Origin of the sequence: Streptomyces liliiviolaceus, from assembly GCF_018070025.1 — a bacterium.
Taxonomy (GTDB): domain Bacteria; phylum Actinomycetota; class Actinomycetes; order Streptomycetales; family Streptomycetaceae; genus Streptomyces; species Streptomyces liliiviolaceus.
In genome coordinates, this window is the sequence record NZ_JAGPYQ010000001.1 from 2,088,638 (window position 1) to 2,108,656 (window position 20,019).

Here is a 20,019-nt window from a genome sequence, read left to right on the forward strand (position 1 = left end):
AATGACGAAAACCTTCTTGGGTGTACGGGGAGCGGTTGCGTGAAGATCCAAGAGCGTACGGGGGCGGGCAACAACCGTTCCTCCGCGCCGGTTCAGCCGACGATGGGGGAGCGCCTTCCCTCGCCGCCTCGCGAGCGCAAACCGGCACTGGCCGCGCTCGCGGTGCTGCTGATCCTCGTGGGTGCGCTCGGGGCGACCATGCTCGTACTGCGCGCCGGTGACCGCATCGAGGTCGTCAAGGTGACCGCCGACATCCAGGCCGGTGAGTCCGTCGGCAACAAGGTGGAATCGGTGCTGGTGGCCGACGACGCCGGGGTCAACTACGTCAAGTGGAACCAGATCAACGCCCTCAAGAAGCTCAAGGCCAAGTCCACGATCTACGCGGGCACCCTCGTCATCGGCCAGATGTTCGGCACCGAGGCCAGCGTCCCGGCCGGCAAGGCCGTCGTCGGTCTCTCCCTCAAGGAGGGGCAGTACCCGGAGGGCATCGAGGTCGGTGATCTCGTGGCCGCCTACCAGGTCGGCAACAACTCCTCCTCGAACTCCGGCTCGGACGACAAGACGGGCTCCGGCGCCACCGGTTCCACCGACACCGCGATCGTCGACGACGCCCGCGTCACCAAGGTGCCGGACGGCAGCGGCGACAGCACCATCAGCAGCACCAACCAGCGCGTCACCGTGACCGTCGACGAGAGCGATGCCGCCGCGCTGACCCGCGCCGCCGCGGCGAACCAGGTCGCCCTCGTCAAGGTCCCCGGCAACTAGCGGCGGAGAGTCACACACACCATGGCCCTCATCGCCCTCGCCGCGGACAAAGGCTCCCCCGGCGTCACCACGACCGCCGTCGCCCTCGCGGCGGTATGGCCGCGCCGCGTGCTGCTCGCCGAGACCGACCCGGCCGGCGGCGACCTCGTGTACCGCAGCGCCGCGGCCCACGGCGGACCGCTGAACCCGAACACCGGCATGCTGTCCATAGCCGCCACGGCCCGCCGCGGCCTCGTACCGGACCAGATCTGGGACCACGTACAGCCGTTGAGCGGTGGGCTCGACGTGCTCGTCGGGCTCGCGCACGCCGAGCAGGCGGCCGGACTCGCCGGGCTGTGGCCCACCCTCGGCCGCGCCTTCGCACAGCTCGCCGACTCCGAGCACGCGCCCGCCGACGTCATCGCGGACTGCGGACGGATCAGCGGGGACTCCCCGGCCGTCGAGATGTTCTCGCAGGCCGCGCTCGTCCTGCTGGTGTCGCGCACCGAGCCGGAGGCCATCGCGCGGGTGCGCGACCGGGCCGCCGCGCTCACCGTCAAGCTGCACGGCGGACCGCGTGGCGCGGGCGCGCTCGGCACGCCCCTCATCGGCGTCCTGCTGATCACCGACCCGGGCGACTCCGCCAAGATCGTCCACCAGGTCGACGACATGCTGATGGCCTCGCAGGCCGGCGCCCGCGTCGTCGGCACGATCGCCGCGGACGCCACCGGCGCCGACCAGTTGGCCGGCCGCAAGCGCGGACGCCTCGACAAGTCGCTGCTCATCCGCTCGGCGCGCAAGGTGACCTCGGACCTCTACCAGCAGTTCGGCGCGGCCTGGTCCGTACCGGCGGGCGGTTCCCACGGGCAGCCCACCGCCGGAGCCGGCCGATGACCGCCGTCGACCATCAGCTCGTCAAGCGGTTCCGGCAGGACGCCGGTGACCGGATCGCCGAGCAGCGCCGCCTCGACCAGGTCTCCGGCGTCACGCCGATGTCCAACGAGGACGAGCGGCAGTACGCCCGCGCGGTCATCGCCCAGATCCTGGAGGACTACGCCCGCACGGAGATCAACTCCGGGCGTACGCCGCTGGACGCCGAGACCGAGGAGCAGTACGCGGCCGCCGTGCACGCCGCGCTCTTCGGGGTCGGCCGCCTGCAGCCCCTGCTGGACAACCCCGAGGTCGAGAACATCGACATCAACGGGTACGACCAGGTCTTCGTCGGCTACGCGAACGGCGAGGAGGTCAAGGCCGAGCCGGTCGCCGAGACCGACGAGGAGCTCATCGAGCTGATCCAGATCCTCGGCGCGTACTCGGGTCTGTCCTCCCGGCCCTTCGACTCCGCGAACCCGCAGCTCGACCTGCGGCTGCCGGACGGTTCGCGACTGTCCGCCGTCATGGACGTGACCCGCAGACCCGCGCTGTCCATCCGCCGTGCCCGCCTGGGCAAGGTCTTCATGTCGGACCTCGTCGGCAACGGCACGCTCACCCCCGAGGTCGGGCACTTCCTCGCCTGCGCGGTCCGGGCCCGTAAGAACATCATGATCGCGGGGGCCACCAACGCGGGAAAGACGACGCTCCTGCGCGCGCTCGCCAACGAGATCCCGCCGCAGGAACGCCTCATCACCGTCGAGCGCGCCCTGGAGCTGGGCCTCGACACCTTCGCCGATCTGCACCCGAACGTCGTCGCGTTCGAGGAGCGGCTGCCCAACTCCGAGGGTCAGGGCATGATCTCGATGGCCGAACTGGTCCGGCGGTCGCTGCGTATGAACCCCTCGCGCGTCATCGTCGGTGAGGTCCTCGGCGACGAGATCGTGACCATGCTGAACGCGATGTCGCAGGGCAACGACGGTTCGCTGTCCACGATCCACGCCAACAGCTCCCACGAGGTCTTCAACCGCATCTCCACCTACGCGCTCCAGGCCACCGAACGCCTGCCCATCGAGGCCAGCCAGATGCTCGTCGCGGGCGCGGTGAACTTCGTCGTCTTCGTCCAGCGGCGCAACAACTTCGAGTCGGGCGGCCGCCTCCAGCGCGTGGTCACCTCCATCCGCGAGGTCAACGGCGTCGACGGACGCGTCCTGTCCAGCGAGGTGTTCGCCGAGACACCGGACGGCCGGGTCCTGCCGCACGCGCCCATCGCCTGCCTCGAAGACCTGATCCAGTACGGCTATCGCCTGCCCGGCGGGAACTGGGGGTGACCTGACCATGCACGAACCGACCATGACACCGGCCATGACCACGGGGCGGCCGAGCATGACGCTGGCCGCTCTCGACTCGCTCGGCTCCATGGGCGGACTGTTCTCCACGACCGTCCTGTACGCGCTCGCGTGCGGGATCGCGGTGGGCGGCGGCCTCGCCCTGCTCGCCGTCGCGGTCCGCGGCCTGCCCGCCAAGCCCGAGCACGAGAAGCAGAAGGCGAGCGAACGGGCCTCCGAGCTCGTACGGTTCGCCGGCCGGCGCGGTTCGATCGCCGCCATCGCGGGCATCGTCGTCCTGCTGCTCACCCGGTGGGCCGTCGCCGGAATCGCGACCGCCGTCCTCGTCTTCTTCTGGGACAAGCTCTTCGGCGGCGCCTCCGAGGAGAAGGCCGCCATGAAGCGCGTGGAGGCCCTCGCGTCCTGGACCGAGTCGCTGCGCGACACCATCGCGGGCGCGGTCGGCCTCGAACAGGCCATCCCCGCCTCCGCCCGCGCCTCCGCGCCGGTCCTGCGCCCGCACCTCGACGCCCTCGTGGACCGCCTGCGCTCCCGTACGCCGCTGCCCGAAGCCCTGCAGCAGCTCGCCGACGAGATCGACGACGCGTCCGCCGACATCATCGTGGCCGCGCTGATCCTCAACGCGCGGCTGCGCGGCCCGGGTCTGCGCCAGGTCCTCGGCGCGCTCGCCAAGTCGGCGCGCGAAGAGGTCGACATGCGCCAGCGCGTGATGGCCCAGCGCGCCTCGACCCGCCGCTCGGTGCAGATCGTCGTGGCCGTGTCGATCGCCTTCGTGCTCGGTCTGTCCATCTTCAACCGCGAGTTCGTCGAACCGTACGGAACGGCCGTCGGCCAGCTCGTACTCGCGTGTGTCTGCGGTCTGTTCGCCCTCGGCTTCTGGTGGCTGCGCAAGCTGTCGACGATCGAGACGCCGGAGCGGTTCCTGGTGCGGGACGAGTCGTCGGTCCAGTTCGTCCGCCCCCGCACCGCTCCCGGCTCCCAGCCGCCGTCCCCGCAGCAGTCGCTGCCGCTGTCGTCGCCGGAGGAGGGGGTACGCCGATGAGCTCGACCCTGACCCTGCCCATCCTGGTCGGTGCCGTCCTGGGCCTGGGCCTCTACGTCCTGGTCCGCGCGCTCATGCCGACCAGGCGCAGCGCGGTCGCCCAGGTCGCCCGCATCGACGCGATGAGGGCGCGGGGAGCGGCGTACGAGTCCGCGCACCGCACCTCGGACGGCGACGGCGGACGGCTCGCCGGCGTACGGGCCCGGGTCGGACAGCGCGTCGCCGAGCTGTACCTGCAACAGGGCTGGGAACAGCGCTCGCTGCGGGCCGACCTCGCGGTGCTCGACCGGAGCTGGGAGAACTTCCTCGCCACGAAGGTCCTCCTCGGGGCCGCGGGGGTGTTCTTCGGGCCGCTCATGTTCGCGGTGGTCTGGACGCTCGGCTTCGGCCGCAGCCCCGCCATCCCGGTCTGGCTCGCCCTGCTCTTCGCGCTCGTCTTCTTCTTCCTGCCGGACCTCGAAGTGCGGCGGGACGCGGCCGAGAAGCGGCGCGACCTGCGGCGCGTGATCGGCGCGTACCTCGACCTGGTGTCGATGAGCCTGGCGGGCGGACGGGGTCTGCCCGAGGCCCTGATGGCGGCGGCCGAGGTCTCCGACGGCTGGGCCACGCAGCGCATCCGCAACGCGCTCGCGGACGCCCGGATCACCGGCATCAGCCAGTGGCAGGCCCTCGGATCGCTGGGGGAGGAGATCGGCGTCGAGGAGCTGAAGGACCTGTCGGCGTCGCTGGCACTGGTCGCGGACGACGGCGCGAAGGTGCGCGAGTCGCTCGCCTCGCGCGCCGAGACCATGCGGCACCGCGAACTCGCCGAGATCGAGGGCAGCGCGGGCGAGAAGTCGCAGTCGATGCTCGTGGCGCAGCTGCTGCTCTGCGCCGGTTTCCTGGTCTTCCTGATCTTCCCGGCGGCGATGCGCGTGTTCCAGGTCTGAGCCCGGCAACCGCTTCCGCGACAACTGCATCCGTGAACTGCCCCGCACTGTCTTGAACTGTTTCGAGAGGACAACTCACCATGAACGGACGGAACTACAGCACCGGGATCCCGGGGGTGGACTTCCTGATCACCTTCCTCCAGGGCCGGGTGCAGCGCGCCCGCTCCGGCGAACTCGACCGCGGTGCGTCCGCGGTGGAGTGGGTCATCATCTCGGCGGTCGTCGTGGCGATCGTCGGCGTGGTCGCCGCGATCATCAACGCCGCGCTCAGCGACGGCGCCAACAAGGTCGGCGACTGCATCAAGGGCGCGGACGCGGGCAGCACCTGCTGATCCGGTTGCCGCCGATCGGCAGCTCTCGCTGCCGACTTCTCTCACGTACACGGGGTTGCTGGTGAGCGCACGACGCCTGGTCCGCTGGGTACGCCGCCGGGTGGAGGCCGCCTCCGCCCGCGGTGACTCCGGCATGACCGCGATCGAGTTCGTGCTGCTCACGCCGGTCCTCTTCTTCATGATCTTCGCGACGGTGCAGTTCGCGCTGTACTTCTTCGCCGACCACGTGGCCCAGGCGGCGGCCCAGGCCGGTGCGCGCAAGGCCCGTGCCACGGCCGACGAGTCCCCGGGCGCGTGGCGCGGCGACGCGCGGGACGTCGTGGACAGCTACATCGCGCAGCTGGGGCCGCAGCTGGTGCTCGGACCGGACGTGAAGACGCTTCAGCCGGACCCGGACTCGGTCGGGGTGGAGATCACGGCGAAGGTGCCGTCGGTGTTCCCCGGGCTGGATCTGACCGTGCACGCGCAGTCGGTGGGACCGGTGGAGCGGTTCGTCGAGGATGACGGGAACTAGATGCGTCCAGTGGTGAGGCGACTGCTGTCGCGCGGCGCCGACCTCGGTGACCGGGGGCTGTCCACCGTGGAGGTGGTGATCCTCGCCCCGGTGATGATCCTCTTCATCCTGGTGCTGGTGGCCTTCGGGCAACTGGTGGACGGGCGTGGGGCACTGGACGGGGCGGCCAGGGACGCGGCCCGCTCCGGTTCGCTCCAGCGCGACCAGGGTTCCGCGATGGCGGAGGCGCAGAAGGCCGCGGACGCCGACCTGGCGGACGTGTGCGCGGGTCCGGTGACGGTGAACAAGACCAGCGCCGGTTTCGAGGACGCGGACCTCTTCACGGTGGAGGTCAGCTGCGAGGTGCGGGGGCTCGCGATGCTGGGTCTGGACGTACCGACCCGCCTTGAGGCGTCGTTCACCTCGCCGCTGGACCCCTTCAAGAGGAAGGCGTGACGGTGCGCGTGAAGGACACCTTGGGCGCGTGGGCGGCGGCGCGCCGCGCGCGCCTCGACGACCGCGGGTCGGGCGCCGGCGCGGTCATCATCTTCGCGCTCGTGTTCCTGTCCCTGTCGGCCTTCGTCATCGACGGCGGCCTGTCCATCTCCAAGCGCGAACGCGCCGCCGACATCGCGGAACAGGCCGCCCGGTACGCGGCCCAGGACGTCGACCTCGACGCGCTGTACGAGAACGAGGGCGGCGGCGCCCCGATCCTCTTCGAGAACTGCGGCGCCCGTGTGAAGGCCTTCGCCCAGGAGATGGGCATGACCGGCGCCGACATAGCCGCCACGAACTGCGTCGCCGCCAACGCCGACCAGGTGGAGGTGGAGGTCCAGCTCACCTACTCACCGGTCTTCACCGGCATGTTCTACGGCGGCGACGTGACGGTCCGGGGGCGGGCCGTGGCGGAGAACGAGGTGGGCTGACCCGGCGGAGGACGCCCGCCGGGCCGGCGGGCGGCACCCCTCGGCCGCCCCGCGGGGCGGCTACTCGCCGCCGTCCTTCTTGCCGCCCTCGCCGCCCTTGCCGTCGGACTTCACACCCTCGGAGACCTGCTTCGCCAGGTCGTCGTCGAGCTTCTTGAACTCGCGGACGATCGCCTCGGACATCTGGGCCAGGGCGTCGAGCTGCTGGTTGATGTCCTCGCGGCCGTCCTCCCAGTTGGACTCGAAGTCCTCCAGCTTGTCGTAGACGCCGCCGTCGCCGATGTCGTCCCTGTAGGACTCGAAGAGCTTCTTGGTGTGGTTCATCCGCGTCTTGATGTCACGCAGCCGGGTGCCGTAGTCCTCCAGGTCACTGAGCGGCAGCGCGAGGTCGGGCTTTCCCATGAACGATCCCCCTGTCGTGTCCGTGCCTCGGCGTCACGCGTCCGTGCGCCGTCCGACGCCTGCGCACGAGGTGACGCCTGCGCACGAGGTGACGCCTGTGCACGAGGTGATGCCCGTGCACGGTCCGACTATACGAAGCGGAGGCGCACCGGCTCCGGGGGATTGTGTGGGGATCGTGAGGGGTGCGCCCGTGGCAGTTGCGAAGCCGTACCGATTCGGACGGCGTCGGACAGGTCGCCGACCGGGCGAATCGGGCTTAGGTCGCAGATGGTGATGAACCCGCCGCGGTGGGGGCTCGCTCCCTCTCCTTACCCTTCGACAGGCTCAATACGATCTAAGTAGGCTCAGCACACCCCCGTTCTCCCTCCCTCCCCACACGACATCAGGACACCCGCCATGGCGCGACGTACCACTTCCAACTCGTCGGGAAGCTCGCCGGGCTCGGCGGGCTCGCCGGGTCCGAGGAATCGGACGCCGCAGCCCCTGCCCCGGCGCCGCCGCACGGCGGGGGACTTCGTCAAGGCGTTCCTCGCCTTCGTCGCCCTGCTCGTGCTGCTCGTCGGCGTGCCCGGCGCGCTCGCCCTGCAGATCGGCTGGCCGCTGCCCTCCGGGGCGCCGTCGACGGAGTGGCTCCAGCAGGAGATCACCGTCGGCACGTTCATCAACGTGCTGACCGTGGTCGTCTGGCTGGCCTGGGCCCAGTTCACCGCCTGTGTGCTCGTCGAGATGAAGGCCGCGCTGTCCGGTGTGGGCCTGCCCAACCGCGTGCCCGGGGCCGGCCCGAGCCAGCTGCTCGCACGGCAGCTCGTCGCCGCGCTGCTGCTGGTCGGCGCCGCCGCGGCGAGCTTCACGCCGGGGCTGTCGCAGCTGGGCCAGCAGTTGGAGGGGAACCAGCGGCCCGCCGTCGCCGCGGCGGCCCAGCAGACCCCGGGCGGGCTGCTGGCGCAGCAGCAGGCGCAGACCGCCGCGAGCGCCGCCGCGCTGGCCGAGCAGGCCGCCGACGCCGCCGCGCACGCGGAGAGCGGCAGCGGCCAGGTGTCCGAGGACGCCACGAAGTTCTACCGGATCCAGCCGCCCGAGGGCCGCCATCACGACTCCCTCTGGGAGGTCGCCGAGCGCCACCTCGGTGACGGACGCCGGTACAAGGAGATCTACCAGCTCAACAAGGACCGCGCGCAGCCCGACGGTTCGAAGCTCTCCGAGGCCAGTCTCATCCGGCCCGGCTGGATCATGGAGATGCCCGGCGACGCCCGCGGCGGCGAACTGGTCGAGATGCCCGACGAGGCCCCGAAGGTCTCGCCGGACGTCCAGCGGCAGATCTCCGACTACGCGAGGACCGGCGCGCAGGAGCAGGGCAGGCCCGGCCAGCAGGGGGCGGGACAGCAGGGCGGCGGGTCCGGTGCGCAGGACCGCGACACCGCGCACATCAGCCTTCCCGAGCAGCGCCCCGGTCAGGGACAGCAGGGACAGCAGGGCGGGCAGGAGCACGCCGCGCCCGCCGCCGGTGAGGGCAGCGGGTTCGGGCTGCCGCAGGCACTCCTCGGCGCGCCCCTCCTCGCCGCCGGGCTGCTCGGCGCCCTCGGCAGGCGCCGCCGCCAGGCGCTGTGGCAGTCCGCGCTCGGTGCCGTCGGCGGGCGCCGCGGCATGGAGCCGCCCACGCCCACCGGTGCCGCCGCCGACGCGCAGGACGCGCTGCTGGTGGGGGCCGACCCCGAGGGCGTACGGCTGCTGGACCGGTCGTTGCGCGGGCTCGCCGCGTCGCTGGCGGGGGAGTCCCGTCCGCTGCCGACCGTGTACGCGGCCTGGATGGGCGGCAACGGCGATCTGCACCTCCAGCTCGCCCAGCCGGCCGGCCGACCGCCCTCGCCGTGGCAGCTCGGGCAGGACCAGACGTTCTGGATGCTGGCCCGCGCCGACGCCGAGCGGTACGAGGACGTGGACACGGCCGCCCCCTACCCCGGGCTCGTCAGCCTCGGCACGATGGACGACTCGCGGCTGCTGCTCAACCTGGAGTCGGTGCCCGGCATCGTCTCGCTGAGCGGCCGCAAGCAGGACCGGGCGGGCGTCTTCGCCTCCGTGGCCGCCGAGCTGGCGACCAACGGCTGGTCCGACCGCATGACCATCACCCTCGTCGGCTTCGGCGAGGACCTGACGCCGCTCGCCCCCAACCGGCTCCGCCACCTCGACGACGTCGAGGCGCTGGTGGAGACCATGGAGGCCGAGACGCGCCAGCGGCGCGGCGCGCTGGGAGCGGCCGGTCAGGACTCGGTGCTCACCGGACGTACGGGCCCGGCCCAGCACACCCGTTGGGCCCCGCACCTCGTCCTGCTCGCCGCCGAGCCGTCCGCCGAGGACGCCGTCAAGCTCGCCGAACTCGCCGCCGACGCCAGCCGGCTGGGCATCGGCTACCTCGTCGGCACGCAGTCGGGCGACCTGCCCGGCGCCGCCTGGGAGATGGAGATCACCAGCGAGGGCAAGCTCCTCGCACCGCTCCTCGGCCTCGAACTCGACGCGCAGCTCCTGCCGGTGTCCCAGCAGCGTGCCGTCGTCGAGCTGTTCACCGACGCCGACCCCGAGCGCGACGACGACCGCCCGGCCACCGCGCCGCCGTTCCTCGTCGACATCAGCGAGCAGGGGCGTCCCGCGGTGTACGCGCGACTCGTCGGCCCGTACGAGATCATCGGGCTCGACACACCGGACGGTGAGCGCAGCCCGCTGCTCCACGAGGCGCTGGCGCTGCTGCTCCTGCACCGCGAGGGCGTGCACCCGCGGGTGCTGTCCTCCGCGCTGTGGCCGCGCGGGGTCACCGACGACGTACGGGACGCGCTCGTCGAGCGGCTGCGCGCCTGGCTCGGCGCCGACCCCGACGGCACCCCGCGGCTCGCCGCCGACGCGACCGGGCGGCTCAAGCTCGCCAAGTCCGTGGTGTCCGACCTGGACGTGCTGCGCTCGCTCTACCACGAGGCCACCCAGGGCCGGGGCGCCGGCAGCCGTGCGGTGCGCGGCCGGCTGCTCACCGACGCGCTGGTGCTCGTACGGGGTCCGCTGCTGGCCGAGCGGCCCGAGGGGCGGTACGGCTGGCTGACCCACGAGATCATCGACGCCCAACTGCCGCTGCTCGTCGCCGACATCGGCCTCGCCCTCTCCGCGTTCCACCTGGAGAAGGACCGGGCCGAGAAGGCGATCGAGGCGCTCGACGCGGCGCTTGGCTCCGCGCCCGGCGACGAGCGGCTGTGGCACGAGCTGCTGCGGGCCACGCACGCGACCGGCGACAGTGACCGGCTGAAGCGGCGCGCGGCGGACCTCGTCGCCCGCAGCGGCGCGCGCGGGCTGCCGCCGCGGACCGAGGCGCTCCTCGACGAACTGCTGCCGACCTGGCGCAGCGGCGTCGCCGCCGCGGGATGAACGGTCTCGCGCCGATCGACCTGATGGTGATCGCCGGCGCCGTCCTGTGGGGCGGCGCCGCCGGTCTGTTCGTGCCCCGCCCCGCGTACCGCTTCTCCGTCGACCCCGACGAGCCGTGGGCGGACCGGTGCCCCGAGGGGCATCCCGTCGCCGGACGGTTCGGCGGCTGGATCGGCCTCGCCCGCTGCCGGGAGTGCGGCGGGCGTACGTACGGGCCCGGCACCCTCCCCGTCGCCCTCGCGACCGCGCTCGTGTGCGGTGCCCTCGCCGCGGCCACCGGTACCCGGCCCGAACTGGCCGTCTGGCTGCTGCTCGCGCCCCTCGGCGTCCTCCTCGCCGTCGTCGACTTCCGCGTCCAGCGCCTGCCGGACGTGCTGACGCTGTCCCTCGCGGGCGCCGCGCTGGTGCTGCTCGCGGGCGCCTGGGCCGCGCCCGAGCACGCGGGCCACTGGCCGACCGCGCTGTACGGCTCCCTGGCCCTCGGCGGCGGCTACTTCGTCCTCTTCCTGATCAGCCCCAACGGCATGGGCTTCGGCGATGTGAAACTCGCCCTCGGCCTCGGCGCCGTCCTCGGCTGGTACGGCTGGGGGACCGTGCTGCTCGGCACGTTCGCGGGATTCCTGTACGGCGGGCTGTACGGGATGGCGCTCGTCGTGGTCCGCAGAGCCGGACGCAAGACGTCCATCCCCTTCGGCCCCTTCCTGATCGCGGGCGGCTTCACGGGCCTGCTCATCGGGGCCTTCGCCGCCTGACGTCGAGTGATCGTTCGGGTGTGCACCGCCTGACGTCGGATGATCGTTCGGGCTGGCGTACGCTGGATCAGTCCGTCCACACCCCTATGAAAGGGACCGCTCCGGTGACCGAGAAGGCCGACCTCCAGTCCGTCCTCGACCGTGCCGCCGAGGGTGGGCGGATCACCCCGGAAGAGGCGCTCGACCTCTACCGCGACGCCCCGCTGCACGCGCTCGGCTCCGCGGCCGACGCCGTACGCCGCCGCAGGTACGCCGGTACGGAGCACATCGCGACGTACATCATCGAGCGGAACATCAACTACACGAACGTCTGCGTCACGGCGTGCAAGTTCTGCGCGTTCTACGCCCCGCCGAAGGCCAAGGACAAGGGCTGGACGCGCGACCTCGACGACATCCTGCGCCGCTGCGCGGAGACCGTCGAGCTGGGCGGCACGCAGATCATGTTCCAGGGCGGGCACCACCCGGACTTCGGCGTCGAGTACTACGAGGAGCACTTCTCCGCGATCAAGGCCGCGTACCCGCAGCTCGTCATCCACAGCCTGGGGGCGAGCGAGGTCGAGCACATGGCCCGGATCTCCAAGGTCAGCGCGAAGGAGGCGATCGAGCGCATCCACGCCGCCGGTCTCGACTCCTTCGCCGGCGCGGGCGCGGAACTGCTTCCGGCCCGTCCCCGTAAGGCCATCGCCCCGCTCAAGGAGAGCGGCGAGCGCTGGCTGGAGATCATGGAGATCGCGCACAACCTGGGTGTGGAGTCCACGTCCACCATGCTCATGGGCACCGGCGAGACCAACGCCGAGCGCATCGAGCACCTGCGGATGATCCGCGACGTACAGGACCGGACAGGCGGCTTCCGCGCCTTCATCCCGTACACGTACCAGCCCGAGAACAACCACCTCAAGGGCCGTACGCAGGCCACGCTCTTCGAGTACCTGCGGATGATCGCCATCGCGCGGCTGTTCATGGACAACGTGGCCCACATCCAGGGCTCCTGGCTCACCACCGGCAAGGAGGTCGGCCAGCTGTCGCTGCACTACGGCGCGGACGACCTCGGCTCGATCATGCTGGAGGAGAACGTCGTCTCGTCGGCCGGTGCCAAGCACCGCTCGAACCGCATGGAGATCATCGACCTGATCCGCAAGGCGGGTCGCGTCCCGGCGCAGCGGGCCACGACGTACGAGCACCTGGTCGTCCACGACGACCCGGCGAACGACCCCGTCGACGACCGGGTGCAGTCGCACATCTCGTCGACCGCGATCGCGGGCGGGACCGCTCACCCCGAGCTGAAGCTGCTCGCCTCCAACTAGGTCCGCGGCGGAGGGGTTTCGGTCCGGTGGCGCTGACCATCCACGCGGCGGACGAGCTGCGGTACAGCTGGGACGACTCCGGTCCCGGCTCCGGCTCCGGTCCCGGTTCCGTCATGGGTGGGGCCGTCGCGGTGAAGGGGGACCGGGTCGCCGCGACGGGTTCCCTGGCGGAGCTGCGTGAGCGGTTTCCCGGTGCGCGGGTGCGGGTGTGGCCCGGGGTGCTCGGGCCGGGGCTGGTTCACCTGGGGCCCGTGCCGGACGCGCCGACCCCGCGTGAGCGGGTGCATGCTCTGCTGAAGTCGGGGGCGGTGGCCGTGCTGGCCGAGTATGCCGATGCGGCGGGGTTGCGGGCGGCGGCCGAGCGCACGGACGTGGTCGTGCTGGCCGGTGCCGTGCCGTGCGTGATCCGGCCGGCGGGGCGGGCCGATCTCGCGGTCTTCGGCGAGGACGGGGAGTGTCTGGCGACTGTGTGCGCGGGGCGGCTTGTGCATCGGCGCCGTTAGCTCCGCGGTGCGCTCCGCTGGTTGGGCCTGTGTGTTGGCTGCGGGTGCGTCGTGGCTGGTCGCGCAGTTCCCCGCGCCCCTGAAGGCGCGCCCCTAGGGGGCCTCTGTCGGCGGGGTGAAGAAGTTGATGAGGTTGCCGTCCGGGTCTCGGAGCAGGAGGGAGCGATTGCCCCAGGGCATCGTCGTGGGCTCGGTCACGAAGTCGGTGACGTACCCGGTCAGGTTCTTGTGGACGGCGTCCACGTCGTCGACGAGGAACTCGGTGATCACGCTGTGGTTCTCCGCCGGGCGCGCCGACCCCGGGGCGAACAGCGGAACCGTGCGGGTGCTCGCGATCGCGAGGGTGGCAGTGGGCGTGCTCAGCTCGGCGAAGTCGTCGTTGGCCCAGGCCGCCTTCAGCCCCGTGACCCGTTCGTAGAACGCGACGAGGCGGGCCACGTCGCCGGTGATGATGCGGATCGAGACGAAGTTCACGGGGGTCTCCTCAGGTGTGCTGCCGGGGCGGTACGTCTCGCAGGCTAGGACAGATAGAGGACAGATTCGGCCCGGTATCGGCGCTAGGCTGCGGACATGCCCAGACCCGCCGGCCGTGTACTGACCCTCCTGGAGCTGCTGCAGTCCGGCGGCACCCGGACCGTGGCCGAACTGGCCGAGCGGCTCGGCGTCGACGGACGTACCGTGCGGCGGTACGTGGGTCAGCTGATCGACCTCGACGTGCCGGTGGAGTCGGTGCGCGGCCGGTACGGCGGCTACCGGCTGGGCCCCGGACATCGCCTCCCGCCGCTCATGCTCAGCGACGACGAGGCGCTGGCCGTGCTGCTCGGCCTGGTCGCCGGCCGCCGGACGGGGCTGGTGACGGCGGGGCGCACCGCGAGCGAGACGGCGTCGGCGAAGATCCGCCGGGTGCTGCCCCGGCAGGTGGCCCGCCGGCTCGACGTACTCCTGGACTCGCTGGCCTTCACGGACCGGCCCGGTGAGTTCGACACCCCGGACGCCGACGTCCTGCTCACCCTCGCCGACGCGGTGGGCCACCGCCGGCCGGTCGCGATGAGATACACCGGCGGCGACGGCCGGCGCAGCGAACGCACGCTGCACGCCTACGGGATCGTCGCCCACGCGGGCCGGTGGTACGTCACGGGGCAGGACGCGGCCGGCGGCGAGGACCGTACGTTCCGGCTCGACCGCATCGCGGACGCGCGGACGCTGCCGGGCTCGTTCGAACCGCCCGAGGGGGCGGACCCGGCCCAGCGGGTGGTGTCCGGGTTCGCGACGGCCGAGTACCGCTACGAGGTGGCCCTGCGGATCCAGGGGACGACCGAGCAGATCCGCGCCCGCCTTCCCGCGAGCGTGGCCACCCTGGAGGAGGCCGACGAGGGCTGGCTACGGGTCCGGATCCGGGCAGAGCACCTCGACTGGCTCCCCCCGGTCCTGGCCTCCCTCGACCGCCCCTTCGTCATCGAGACCCCGGATGAACTACGCACCCTCACCACCGAATTCGCCGCCCGCCTGACCTCTTACGCCGGTCACCCCTGACCCAAGGGGCGCAGCCCTGAAGGGGCGCGGGGAACGGCGCAGTCTTTCGGTTTTCAGGGGCGCGGGAAACGGCGCGATCTTTTGTCTTTCAGGGGCGCGGGGAACTGCGCGACCAGCCACAGCGCACCCGCACCCGAAGAACCACGCCCAGCCGCCCCAAGACCCCGGCTCACCCCGTGAACGCCTCCGCGAACGCCCCCGCCTCCTGCTCGACCCCGCTGCAGTTGGTCGCCGCGTCGTCCGAGTCGGCGTCGTCCCCCTCGCATCGCTGGTCCCGGAACGTCGACCACATCGACACCCACGCGATCCCCTTCTCCTCCGCGAACGCCCGTACCTCCGCGGCGTCCGCCAGGGAGAACGTCTCGTTGTCCACGTCGTTGACGCCGAGCATCGAGGTGAGGGCGAGCCCCTTCCACGCGCCCTCGTCCGACAGCCCGAAGACCTCCTCCAGCTGGTCGTGTGCCGCCCGCGCCGACGTCTTCGCGTAGTCGCCCATGTCCTCGTCGTACGAACTGCCGTAGTTCATGGTCATGATGTTGACCGTGGAGACCACGACACCCTTGTCGTTGGCGGACTCCAGCAGCGCCACGCTGTCGTCGTCGAGGCCGGACGGCATGACGGGTAGCGTGAAGGTGACCGACAGGTCCTCGCGCTCCTTCTGCAGCAGCGCGATCGCCTCGGAGCGCAGCGCCACCGAGGCGGAGTCGGTCAACTGCGTGCCCTCCACGTCGAAGTCGGCCTCCGTGGCCCCGGCCGCGTCGAGCGCCTTCCCATAGGCGGCGGCCAGCTCCGAGGCGCTGTCACAGGTGGAGGCCAGCTCCTTCCCGGACGCCCCGCCGAAGGAGACCCGCACGGCCGAACCCGCATCCGTCAGCGCAGAGATACGGGATTTCACCGCCGGGTCGCCGATCGCGGTCGTGCCGTTCCACGAAGGCGTACAGGCGCTGCCGTCCGCGATGACGAAGGCGAGGTTGTACGTCGACGGGGAGCCGGCCGAGTCGTTGTCGGAGGCGGTGGTGGCGCTGACGTACGGGGCGTACGCGGTCCCCGACGAGCCGGCCGATGCGCTCCCGGAGGGTGACGGGCTGCTCTGCGGACGGCTCGTGGAGGACGAGCCGGAGGAGTCGTCCGTCCCCGAGGAACACCCCGCGGTGGCCAGGGCGATCACACAGACGAGCCCGGCAGCCGGCTTCAGGAAAGTCCTCATCGCGCATGCTCCCACTCTCGTGATTCTCGTCTCAGGATGGAAACAAACCGCGTTTCCGAAAGGGAAATGTCTCACGGGCGGCCCCGCCGCACGAAGACAGCGAATTCAGGGGAAGCGCACGGAAACGGCCCGGCAAAAAGGATCAACCGGGCATCTATATGCGGACATTGGGCATCTTCTCGGCGGGCCACGCCCTGTCCGGCGATCAAGGATTCTCTCAGGGAAAAGACAGACTCGGTCGTTTCTCATGGCCGTCTCACAACAGAATCAGAGTTTCGGACACATAAAGGCTCCCTAATATCCGGGGAATGCATTCCGAGCCTGCCATCGAATCCCGCGCCGCCGTGCGCGGCCGCCGCCGCAAACGCGGCAACGGGCCCGAGGACGGTCCCGTGTTCGTTGACAACTCCGGCCGCAGGGCCAGGTTTCTGCGCCGGATCGGCATCCTCCTCGGCGTCGTCTGTATCGGGTACGCGGTCGTGCTCGGCATGGCGTTCATGGGGTGGGGCCCCTCGCTCACTCCGTCCTCGCTGCTGCCCTTCGGGGGCGGCGGGCCGAACGGCGGTCAGAACTCCGGACCCGGCGGCGGGCTCCAGCCGCAGGGCGGTACCGGCAGTCCGCCCGCGCGGCCCACCGGCGCCCCGCCCTCGGGCGTCGCGACCGGCGCGGCACCCACCGCCGCCCCGTCGGCGTCCGTCTCCGCCCCGTCCGCGTCCGCCTCCGCGGCCGCCAACTGACCGGAACGGACCCACACCCATGGCTACTACGACGCCCTCGCGCGGCCGCCGGCGGGCCCCCTCCCGCATGACCCGGGCCGCGGGCAAGGCAGCGGCGCTGCAGAAACCTCGTGTCATCCTCGCCCTGCTGCTCCTTCTCGCGCTCACCAGCGTGATGCTGCTGGACGGCTATCTGCGCTCGGAGGTCGGCGGCGACGAGCGCGTCCGCAGCGACGCCAGCTCCAGCGAGGTCCCGGACTCCGTCATCGACGGCGGTCCGATCCTCTCCTTCAGGAACGGCGAGGCCCGGTCCCGGTCCGTCCCGGAGAAGACCATCGCGCTCACCTTCGACGACGGCCCCAACCCCACGTGGACGCCGCAGATCCTGAAGATCCTGGAGGAGAACGACGTCCCGGGTACGTTCTTCCTGGTCGGCTCGATGGTCTCGCGCTACCCGTCGATCGTGAACGACCTGGTGGACCAGGGCAACGAGGTCGGCATCCACACCTTCACGCACGTCGACCTCTCGTACCAGAGCAGTGCCCGGATCGAGCGGGAGATGGACCAGACGCAGCTCGCCCTGGCGGGTGCGGCGGGCATCACGACGACGCTGTTCCGTGCCCCGTACTCCTCGGAGACGGACGCCATCGACAACTACAGCTGGCCCGTCTACAAGAAGCTCGGTGCCGAGGGCTACACCAGCGTCTTCGTCGACACCGACAGCGACGACTGGAAGCGGCCCGGGGTCTCGAAGATCATCAAGTGGGCCACTCCGTCGAAGAACAAGGGCGCCTCGGTGCTCTTCCACGACGCGGGCGGCGAGCGGTCGCAGACGGTGAAGGCGCTCGGTACGTACATCAAGAAGATGAAGGCGAAGGGCTACACCTTCACCACCATCAGCGGTGCCACCCAACTGGCGGACGCCGCCGAGGCGCCCGGCGGTCAGCAGGGTCAGGGGCCGGAGGGCCAGGGCCAGGGCCAGGGGCAGCAGGGCCAGGGCGGCAACGCGCTCCAGGCCGCCCACCGCACCGCCACCGGCACCACCCTCTACGAGGGCAAGGCGCTCGTCGCGGCGGTCGCCGTCGCCGAGTGGACCGTACCGGGGCTCGCGACCGGGCTCGCGATCGTCGGCGTCGCCGTCATGGGCCGCTTCGGGATGATGCTGGTCCTCGCCCGCAGGCACTACCGCAAACGCAACAGACGCCGGTTCAGCTGGGGGGAGCCCGTCACCCGGCCGGTCAGCGTGATCGTGCCCGCGTACAACGAGAAGGAGTGCATCGCCAACACCCTGAGGTCGCTGGCGCAGAGCACCCATCCGATCGAGATCATCGTGGTGGACGACGGTTCCACGGACGGCACCAAGGAGATCGCCGAGGCGCTCGGCATGCCGAACGTGCGCGTCATCCGCCAGGAGAACGCGGGCAAACCGGCCGCCCTCAACAACGGGGTGCGCAACGCTAGCTACGACATCGTCGTGATGATGGACGGCGACACCGTCTTCGAGGCGGACACCGTACGCCAGCTGGTCCAGCCCTTCGCCGACCCCGGCGTGGGCGCGGTCGCGGGCAACGCCAAGGTCGGCAACCGCAACACGATCATCGGCGCCTGGCAGCACATCGAGTACGTGATGGGCTTCAACCTCGACCGACGCATGTACGACCTGCTGCGCTGCATGCCCACCATCCCGGGCGCGATCGGCGCGTTCCGCCGGGAGGCCGTGCTCGCGGTCGGCGGGATGAGCGAGGACACCCTCGCCGAGGACACCGACATCACCATCGCCATGCACCGCGAGGGCTGGCGGGTCGTCTACCAGGAGCACGCCAAGGCCTGGACCGAGGCGCCCGGCTCCCTCAAGCAGCTGTGGTCCCAGCGCTACCGCTGGTCGTACGGGACCATGCAGGCGCTGTGGAAGCACCGCAAGTCCCTGACCGACAAGGGGCCCTCGGGCCGCTTCGGCCGGGTCGGGATGCCGCTGGTGGTGATCTTCCAGATCGTCACGCCCGTCTTCGCCCCGCTGATCGACGTGTTCACCGTCTACTCGATGATCTTCATCGACTTCAAGGCGTCGCTGCTCGCCTGGCTGGCCGTCCTCGCGGTCCAGCTCGTCTGCGCGGCGTACGCGTTCCGGCTCGACCGGGAGAAGTACAGGTATCTGCTGATGATGCCGCTGCAGCAGCTCGCGTACCGGCAGATGATGTACCTCGTCCTGATCCACTCCTGCATCACGGCCCTCACGGGCGGCCGGCTGCGCTGGCAGAAGCTGAAGCGCACCGGAGAGGTCGGCACACCGGCGGGGGTGGGCTGATGGGCTCGCACCGTCGGGGCGGCCCCCCGGTCGCCGGGTCCGCCGCGGTCGCGGACACGGCCCGCCTGCCGCGGGTGGAGCCGGAGCCCTTGCCGCAGTCCCCGTCGGAAGCCCCGTCGGAAGCCCCGTCGGAAGCCCGGTCGGAGGCCCCGCCCAAGGCGCGTACCGGGAAGGGGCGCGACCGGTACTTCGACACCCTCCGGGCCGTCGCCCTCGTCCGTGTCGTGACCTACCACACCTTCGGCTGGGCCTGGGCGGGCATGGTCCTGCCCTCCATGGGGATCATGTTCGCGCTCGCCGGCACCCTGATGGCGAAGTCCCTGGAGCGGCCCGCCCTCAAGGTGATCAGGAGCCGGATCCGCCGGCTCCTGCCGCCCTTCTGGTTCTGGGGCTTCTTCGTCGTCGTCGCGATGCTGATCCACGGCTGGATGCCGGGCCGGCAGATCGTGTACTGGGTCGTGCCGCTCGGCGACCCGCCGGGCAACGCGTGGGGCGAGCAGGCCTGGGAGATCCTCTGGTACCTGCGCACCTACCTCTGGTTCGTCCTGCTGTCGCCCCTGCTGCTGAGGGTCTTCCGGCTGGCCCCGGTCGCCGTCCTGGTCCTCTCGCTCGCCCCGATCGTGGTCCTGCAGTTCCTCTGGGAGCCGCCGGACGACCGCTTCGGCGTCGGGCTGCTCGACCTGGCCACGTACCTGTTCTGCTGGGTCCTCGGCTTCGCGCACCGCGACGGCGTCCTGGAGCGGCTGAAACCGTTCGCCGTCGTCGTCCTGTCGCTCGCCGCGATCGGGTACGGCGGCTGGTACGCCTTCACGCACCAGGCGGAGACCGGCTCGTACGACCTCGACGACATCCCGTACGCGCAGGCGTTCTGGTCGGCCGGGTTCGTGACCCTGCTGATGTACGCGAAGGCCCGCCTCGGGATCGACTTCGCGTGGCTGGCCCGCTTCAGGCGCCTCGACCGGATCGTGCGGATCTTCAACGCCCGCGCGGTGACCATCTACCTCTGGCACGAGCTGGCGCTGATCCTCGCCATCCCGCTGATCGACCAGTTCTGGAACGTCCCGGCCTTCGAGACGTATCTGCCGCTGGAGAGCCAGTGGTTCATGTTCGGCATCGGCTGGATCCTCATCGGCGTGTTCGTCCTGCTGTGCGGATGGGTGGAGGACGTGGCGGCGAAGGCGAAGCCGAGACTGCTGCCCTGAGCCGT

Annotated in this window: 20 protein-coding genes; 17 read left to right on the forward strand and 3 right to left on the reverse strand. The window is 71.2% G+C overall.

Features of this window, described 5'->3' with window-relative positions; genetic code table 11:
* The first annotated feature begins 39 nt into the window (after positions 1-39).
* From J8N05_RS09205 to J8N05_RS09245, 9 genes are all read left to right on the forward strand, one after another.
* The gene (locus tag J8N05_RS09205) at positions 40-765 is read left to right on the forward strand and encodes a hypothetical protein (protein ID WP_210881940.1); all 726 of its coding nucleotides are present in this window, start codon (positions 40-42) and stop codon (positions 763-765) included.
* Between the two features lie 21 nt (positions 766-786).
* Entirely contained in the window at positions 787-1,638 is an 852-nt protein-coding gene (locus J8N05_RS09210) for a hypothetical protein (RefSeq protein WP_210881941.1), read from the forward strand.
* Complete coding sequence (locus J8N05_RS09215) at positions 1,635-2,945, forward strand: CpaF family protein (protein ID WP_210881942.1); 1,311 nt, start codon at positions 1,635-1,637, stop codon at positions 2,943-2,945. The genes J8N05_RS09210 and J8N05_RS09215 overlap by 4 nt, the downstream gene beginning before the upstream one ends.
* 55 nt (positions 2,946-3,000) lie before the next feature.
* Entirely contained in the window at positions 3,001-4,005 is a 1,005-nt protein-coding gene (locus tag J8N05_RS09220) for a type II secretion system F family protein (protein WP_383937972.1), read from the forward strand.
* Entirely contained in the window at positions 4,002-4,934 is a 933-nt protein-coding gene (locus J8N05_RS09225) for a type II secretion system F family protein (protein WP_210881943.1), read from the forward strand. Before J8N05_RS09220 ends, J8N05_RS09225 begins: the two co-directional genes overlap by 4 nt.
* 80 nt (positions 4,935-5,014) lie before the next feature.
* Positions 5,015-5,266: a hypothetical protein gene (locus tag J8N05_RS09230; RefSeq protein WP_055509289.1), complete on the forward strand. Its 252-nt coding sequence runs from the start codon at positions 5,015-5,017 to the stop codon at positions 5,264-5,266.
* Positions 5,267-5,399: 133 nt separating this feature from the next.
* Positions 5,400-5,780, forward strand: a complete 381-nt coding sequence (locus J8N05_RS09235; RefSeq protein WP_210890098.1) for a TadE family protein — start codon at positions 5,400-5,402, stop codon at positions 5,778-5,780.
* Positions 5,781-6,215, forward strand: a complete 435-nt coding sequence (locus J8N05_RS09240; protein ID WP_210881945.1) for a TadE/TadG family type IV pilus assembly protein — start codon at positions 5,781-5,783, stop codon at positions 6,213-6,215. It abuts the gene before it with no gap.
* On the forward strand, positions 6,212-6,685 hold the full coding sequence (locus tag J8N05_RS09245) for a pilus assembly protein TadG-related protein (protein WP_247706212.1): 474 nt from the start codon (positions 6,212-6,214) through the stop codon (positions 6,683-6,685). The genes J8N05_RS09240 and J8N05_RS09245 overlap by 4 nt, the downstream gene beginning before the upstream one ends.
* 60 nt (positions 6,686-6,745) lie before the next feature.
* On the opposite strand, the gene J8N05_RS09250 is transcribed toward J8N05_RS09245, so the two are convergent.
* Positions 6,746-7,087, reverse strand: a complete 342-nt coding sequence (locus J8N05_RS09250) for a hypothetical protein (RefSeq protein ID WP_210881947.1) — start codon at positions 7,085-7,087, stop codon at positions 6,746-6,748.
* 396 nt (positions 7,088-7,483) lie between these two features.
* On the opposite strand from J8N05_RS09250, the gene J8N05_RS09255 reads away from it, so the two are divergent.
* The 4 genes from J8N05_RS09255 (at position 7,484) to J8N05_RS09270 (ending at position 13,051) form a co-directional block, all read left to right on the forward strand.
* Positions 7,484-10,492, forward strand: a complete 3,009-nt coding sequence (locus J8N05_RS09255) for a BTAD domain-containing putative transcriptional regulator (protein ID WP_210881948.1) — start codon at positions 7,484-7,486, stop codon at positions 10,490-10,492.
* On the forward strand, positions 10,489-11,244 hold the full coding sequence (locus J8N05_RS09260) for a prepilin peptidase (protein ID WP_210881950.1): 756 nt from the start codon (positions 10,489-10,491) through the stop codon (positions 11,242-11,244). The genes J8N05_RS09255 and J8N05_RS09260 overlap by 4 nt, the downstream gene beginning before the upstream one ends.
* Positions 11,245-11,348: 104 nt before the next feature.
* The gene (mqnC, locus tag J8N05_RS09265) at positions 11,349-12,548 is read left to right on the forward strand and encodes a cyclic dehypoxanthinyl futalosine synthase (protein ID WP_210881952.1); all 1,200 of its coding nucleotides are present in this window, start codon (positions 11,349-11,351) and stop codon (positions 12,546-12,548) included.
* A gap of 26 nt (positions 12,549-12,574) precedes the next feature.
* Positions 12,575-13,051: an imidazolonepropionase-like domain-containing protein gene (locus tag J8N05_RS09270; RefSeq protein ID WP_407699891.1), complete on the forward strand. Its 477-nt coding sequence runs from the start codon at positions 12,575-12,577 to the stop codon at positions 13,049-13,051.
* Between the two features lie 93 nt (positions 13,052-13,144).
* Here the strand turns inward: J8N05_RS09270 and J8N05_RS09275 are convergent, their stop codons facing one another.
* Positions 13,145-13,525 carry a VOC family protein gene (locus J8N05_RS09275; protein WP_210881954.1) on the reverse strand — a complete coding sequence of 127 codons (381 nt, stop codon included), beginning with the start codon at positions 13,523-13,525 and terminating at the stop codon, positions 13,145-13,147.
* A 96-nt stretch (positions 13,526-13,621) separates the two neighbouring features.
* Here J8N05_RS09275 and J8N05_RS09280 point away from each other — a divergent pair, with 96 nt between their 5' ends.
* Entirely contained in the window at positions 13,622-14,584 is a 963-nt protein-coding gene (locus J8N05_RS09280; RefSeq protein ID WP_210881956.1) for a helix-turn-helix transcriptional regulator, read from the forward strand.
* 169 nt (positions 14,585-14,753) lie between these two features.
* Here J8N05_RS09280 and J8N05_RS09285 read toward each other — a convergent pair whose 3' ends face one another.
* The gene (locus J8N05_RS09285) at positions 14,754-15,791 is read right to left on the reverse strand and encodes a chitinase (RefSeq protein ID WP_210881957.1); all 1,038 of its coding nucleotides are present in this window, start codon (positions 15,789-15,791) and stop codon (positions 14,754-14,756) included.
* A 308-nt stretch (positions 15,792-16,099) separates the two neighbouring features.
* Here J8N05_RS09285 and J8N05_RS09290 point away from each other — a divergent pair, with 308 nt between their 5' ends.
* The 3 genes from J8N05_RS09290 to J8N05_RS09300 are packed head-to-tail and all read left to right on the forward strand — an operon-like array spanning position 16,100 to position 20,014.
* Positions 16,100-16,528: a hypothetical protein gene (locus tag J8N05_RS09290; RefSeq protein ID WP_210881958.1), complete on the forward strand. Its 429-nt coding sequence runs from the start codon at positions 16,100-16,102 to the stop codon at positions 16,526-16,528.
* 19 nt (positions 16,529-16,547) lie between these two features.
* The gene (locus tag J8N05_RS09295; protein ID WP_210881959.1) at positions 16,548-18,812 is read left to right on the forward strand and encodes a bifunctional polysaccharide deacetylase/glycosyltransferase family 2 protein; all 2,265 of its coding nucleotides are present in this window, start codon (positions 16,548-16,550) and stop codon (positions 18,810-18,812) included.
* Positions 18,812-20,014, forward strand: a complete 1,203-nt coding sequence (locus J8N05_RS09300; protein WP_210881960.1) for an acyltransferase family protein — start codon at positions 18,812-18,814, stop codon at positions 20,012-20,014. The genes J8N05_RS09295 and J8N05_RS09300 overlap by 1 nt, the downstream gene beginning before the upstream one ends.
* Positions 20,015-20,019 lie beyond the last annotated feature (5 nt).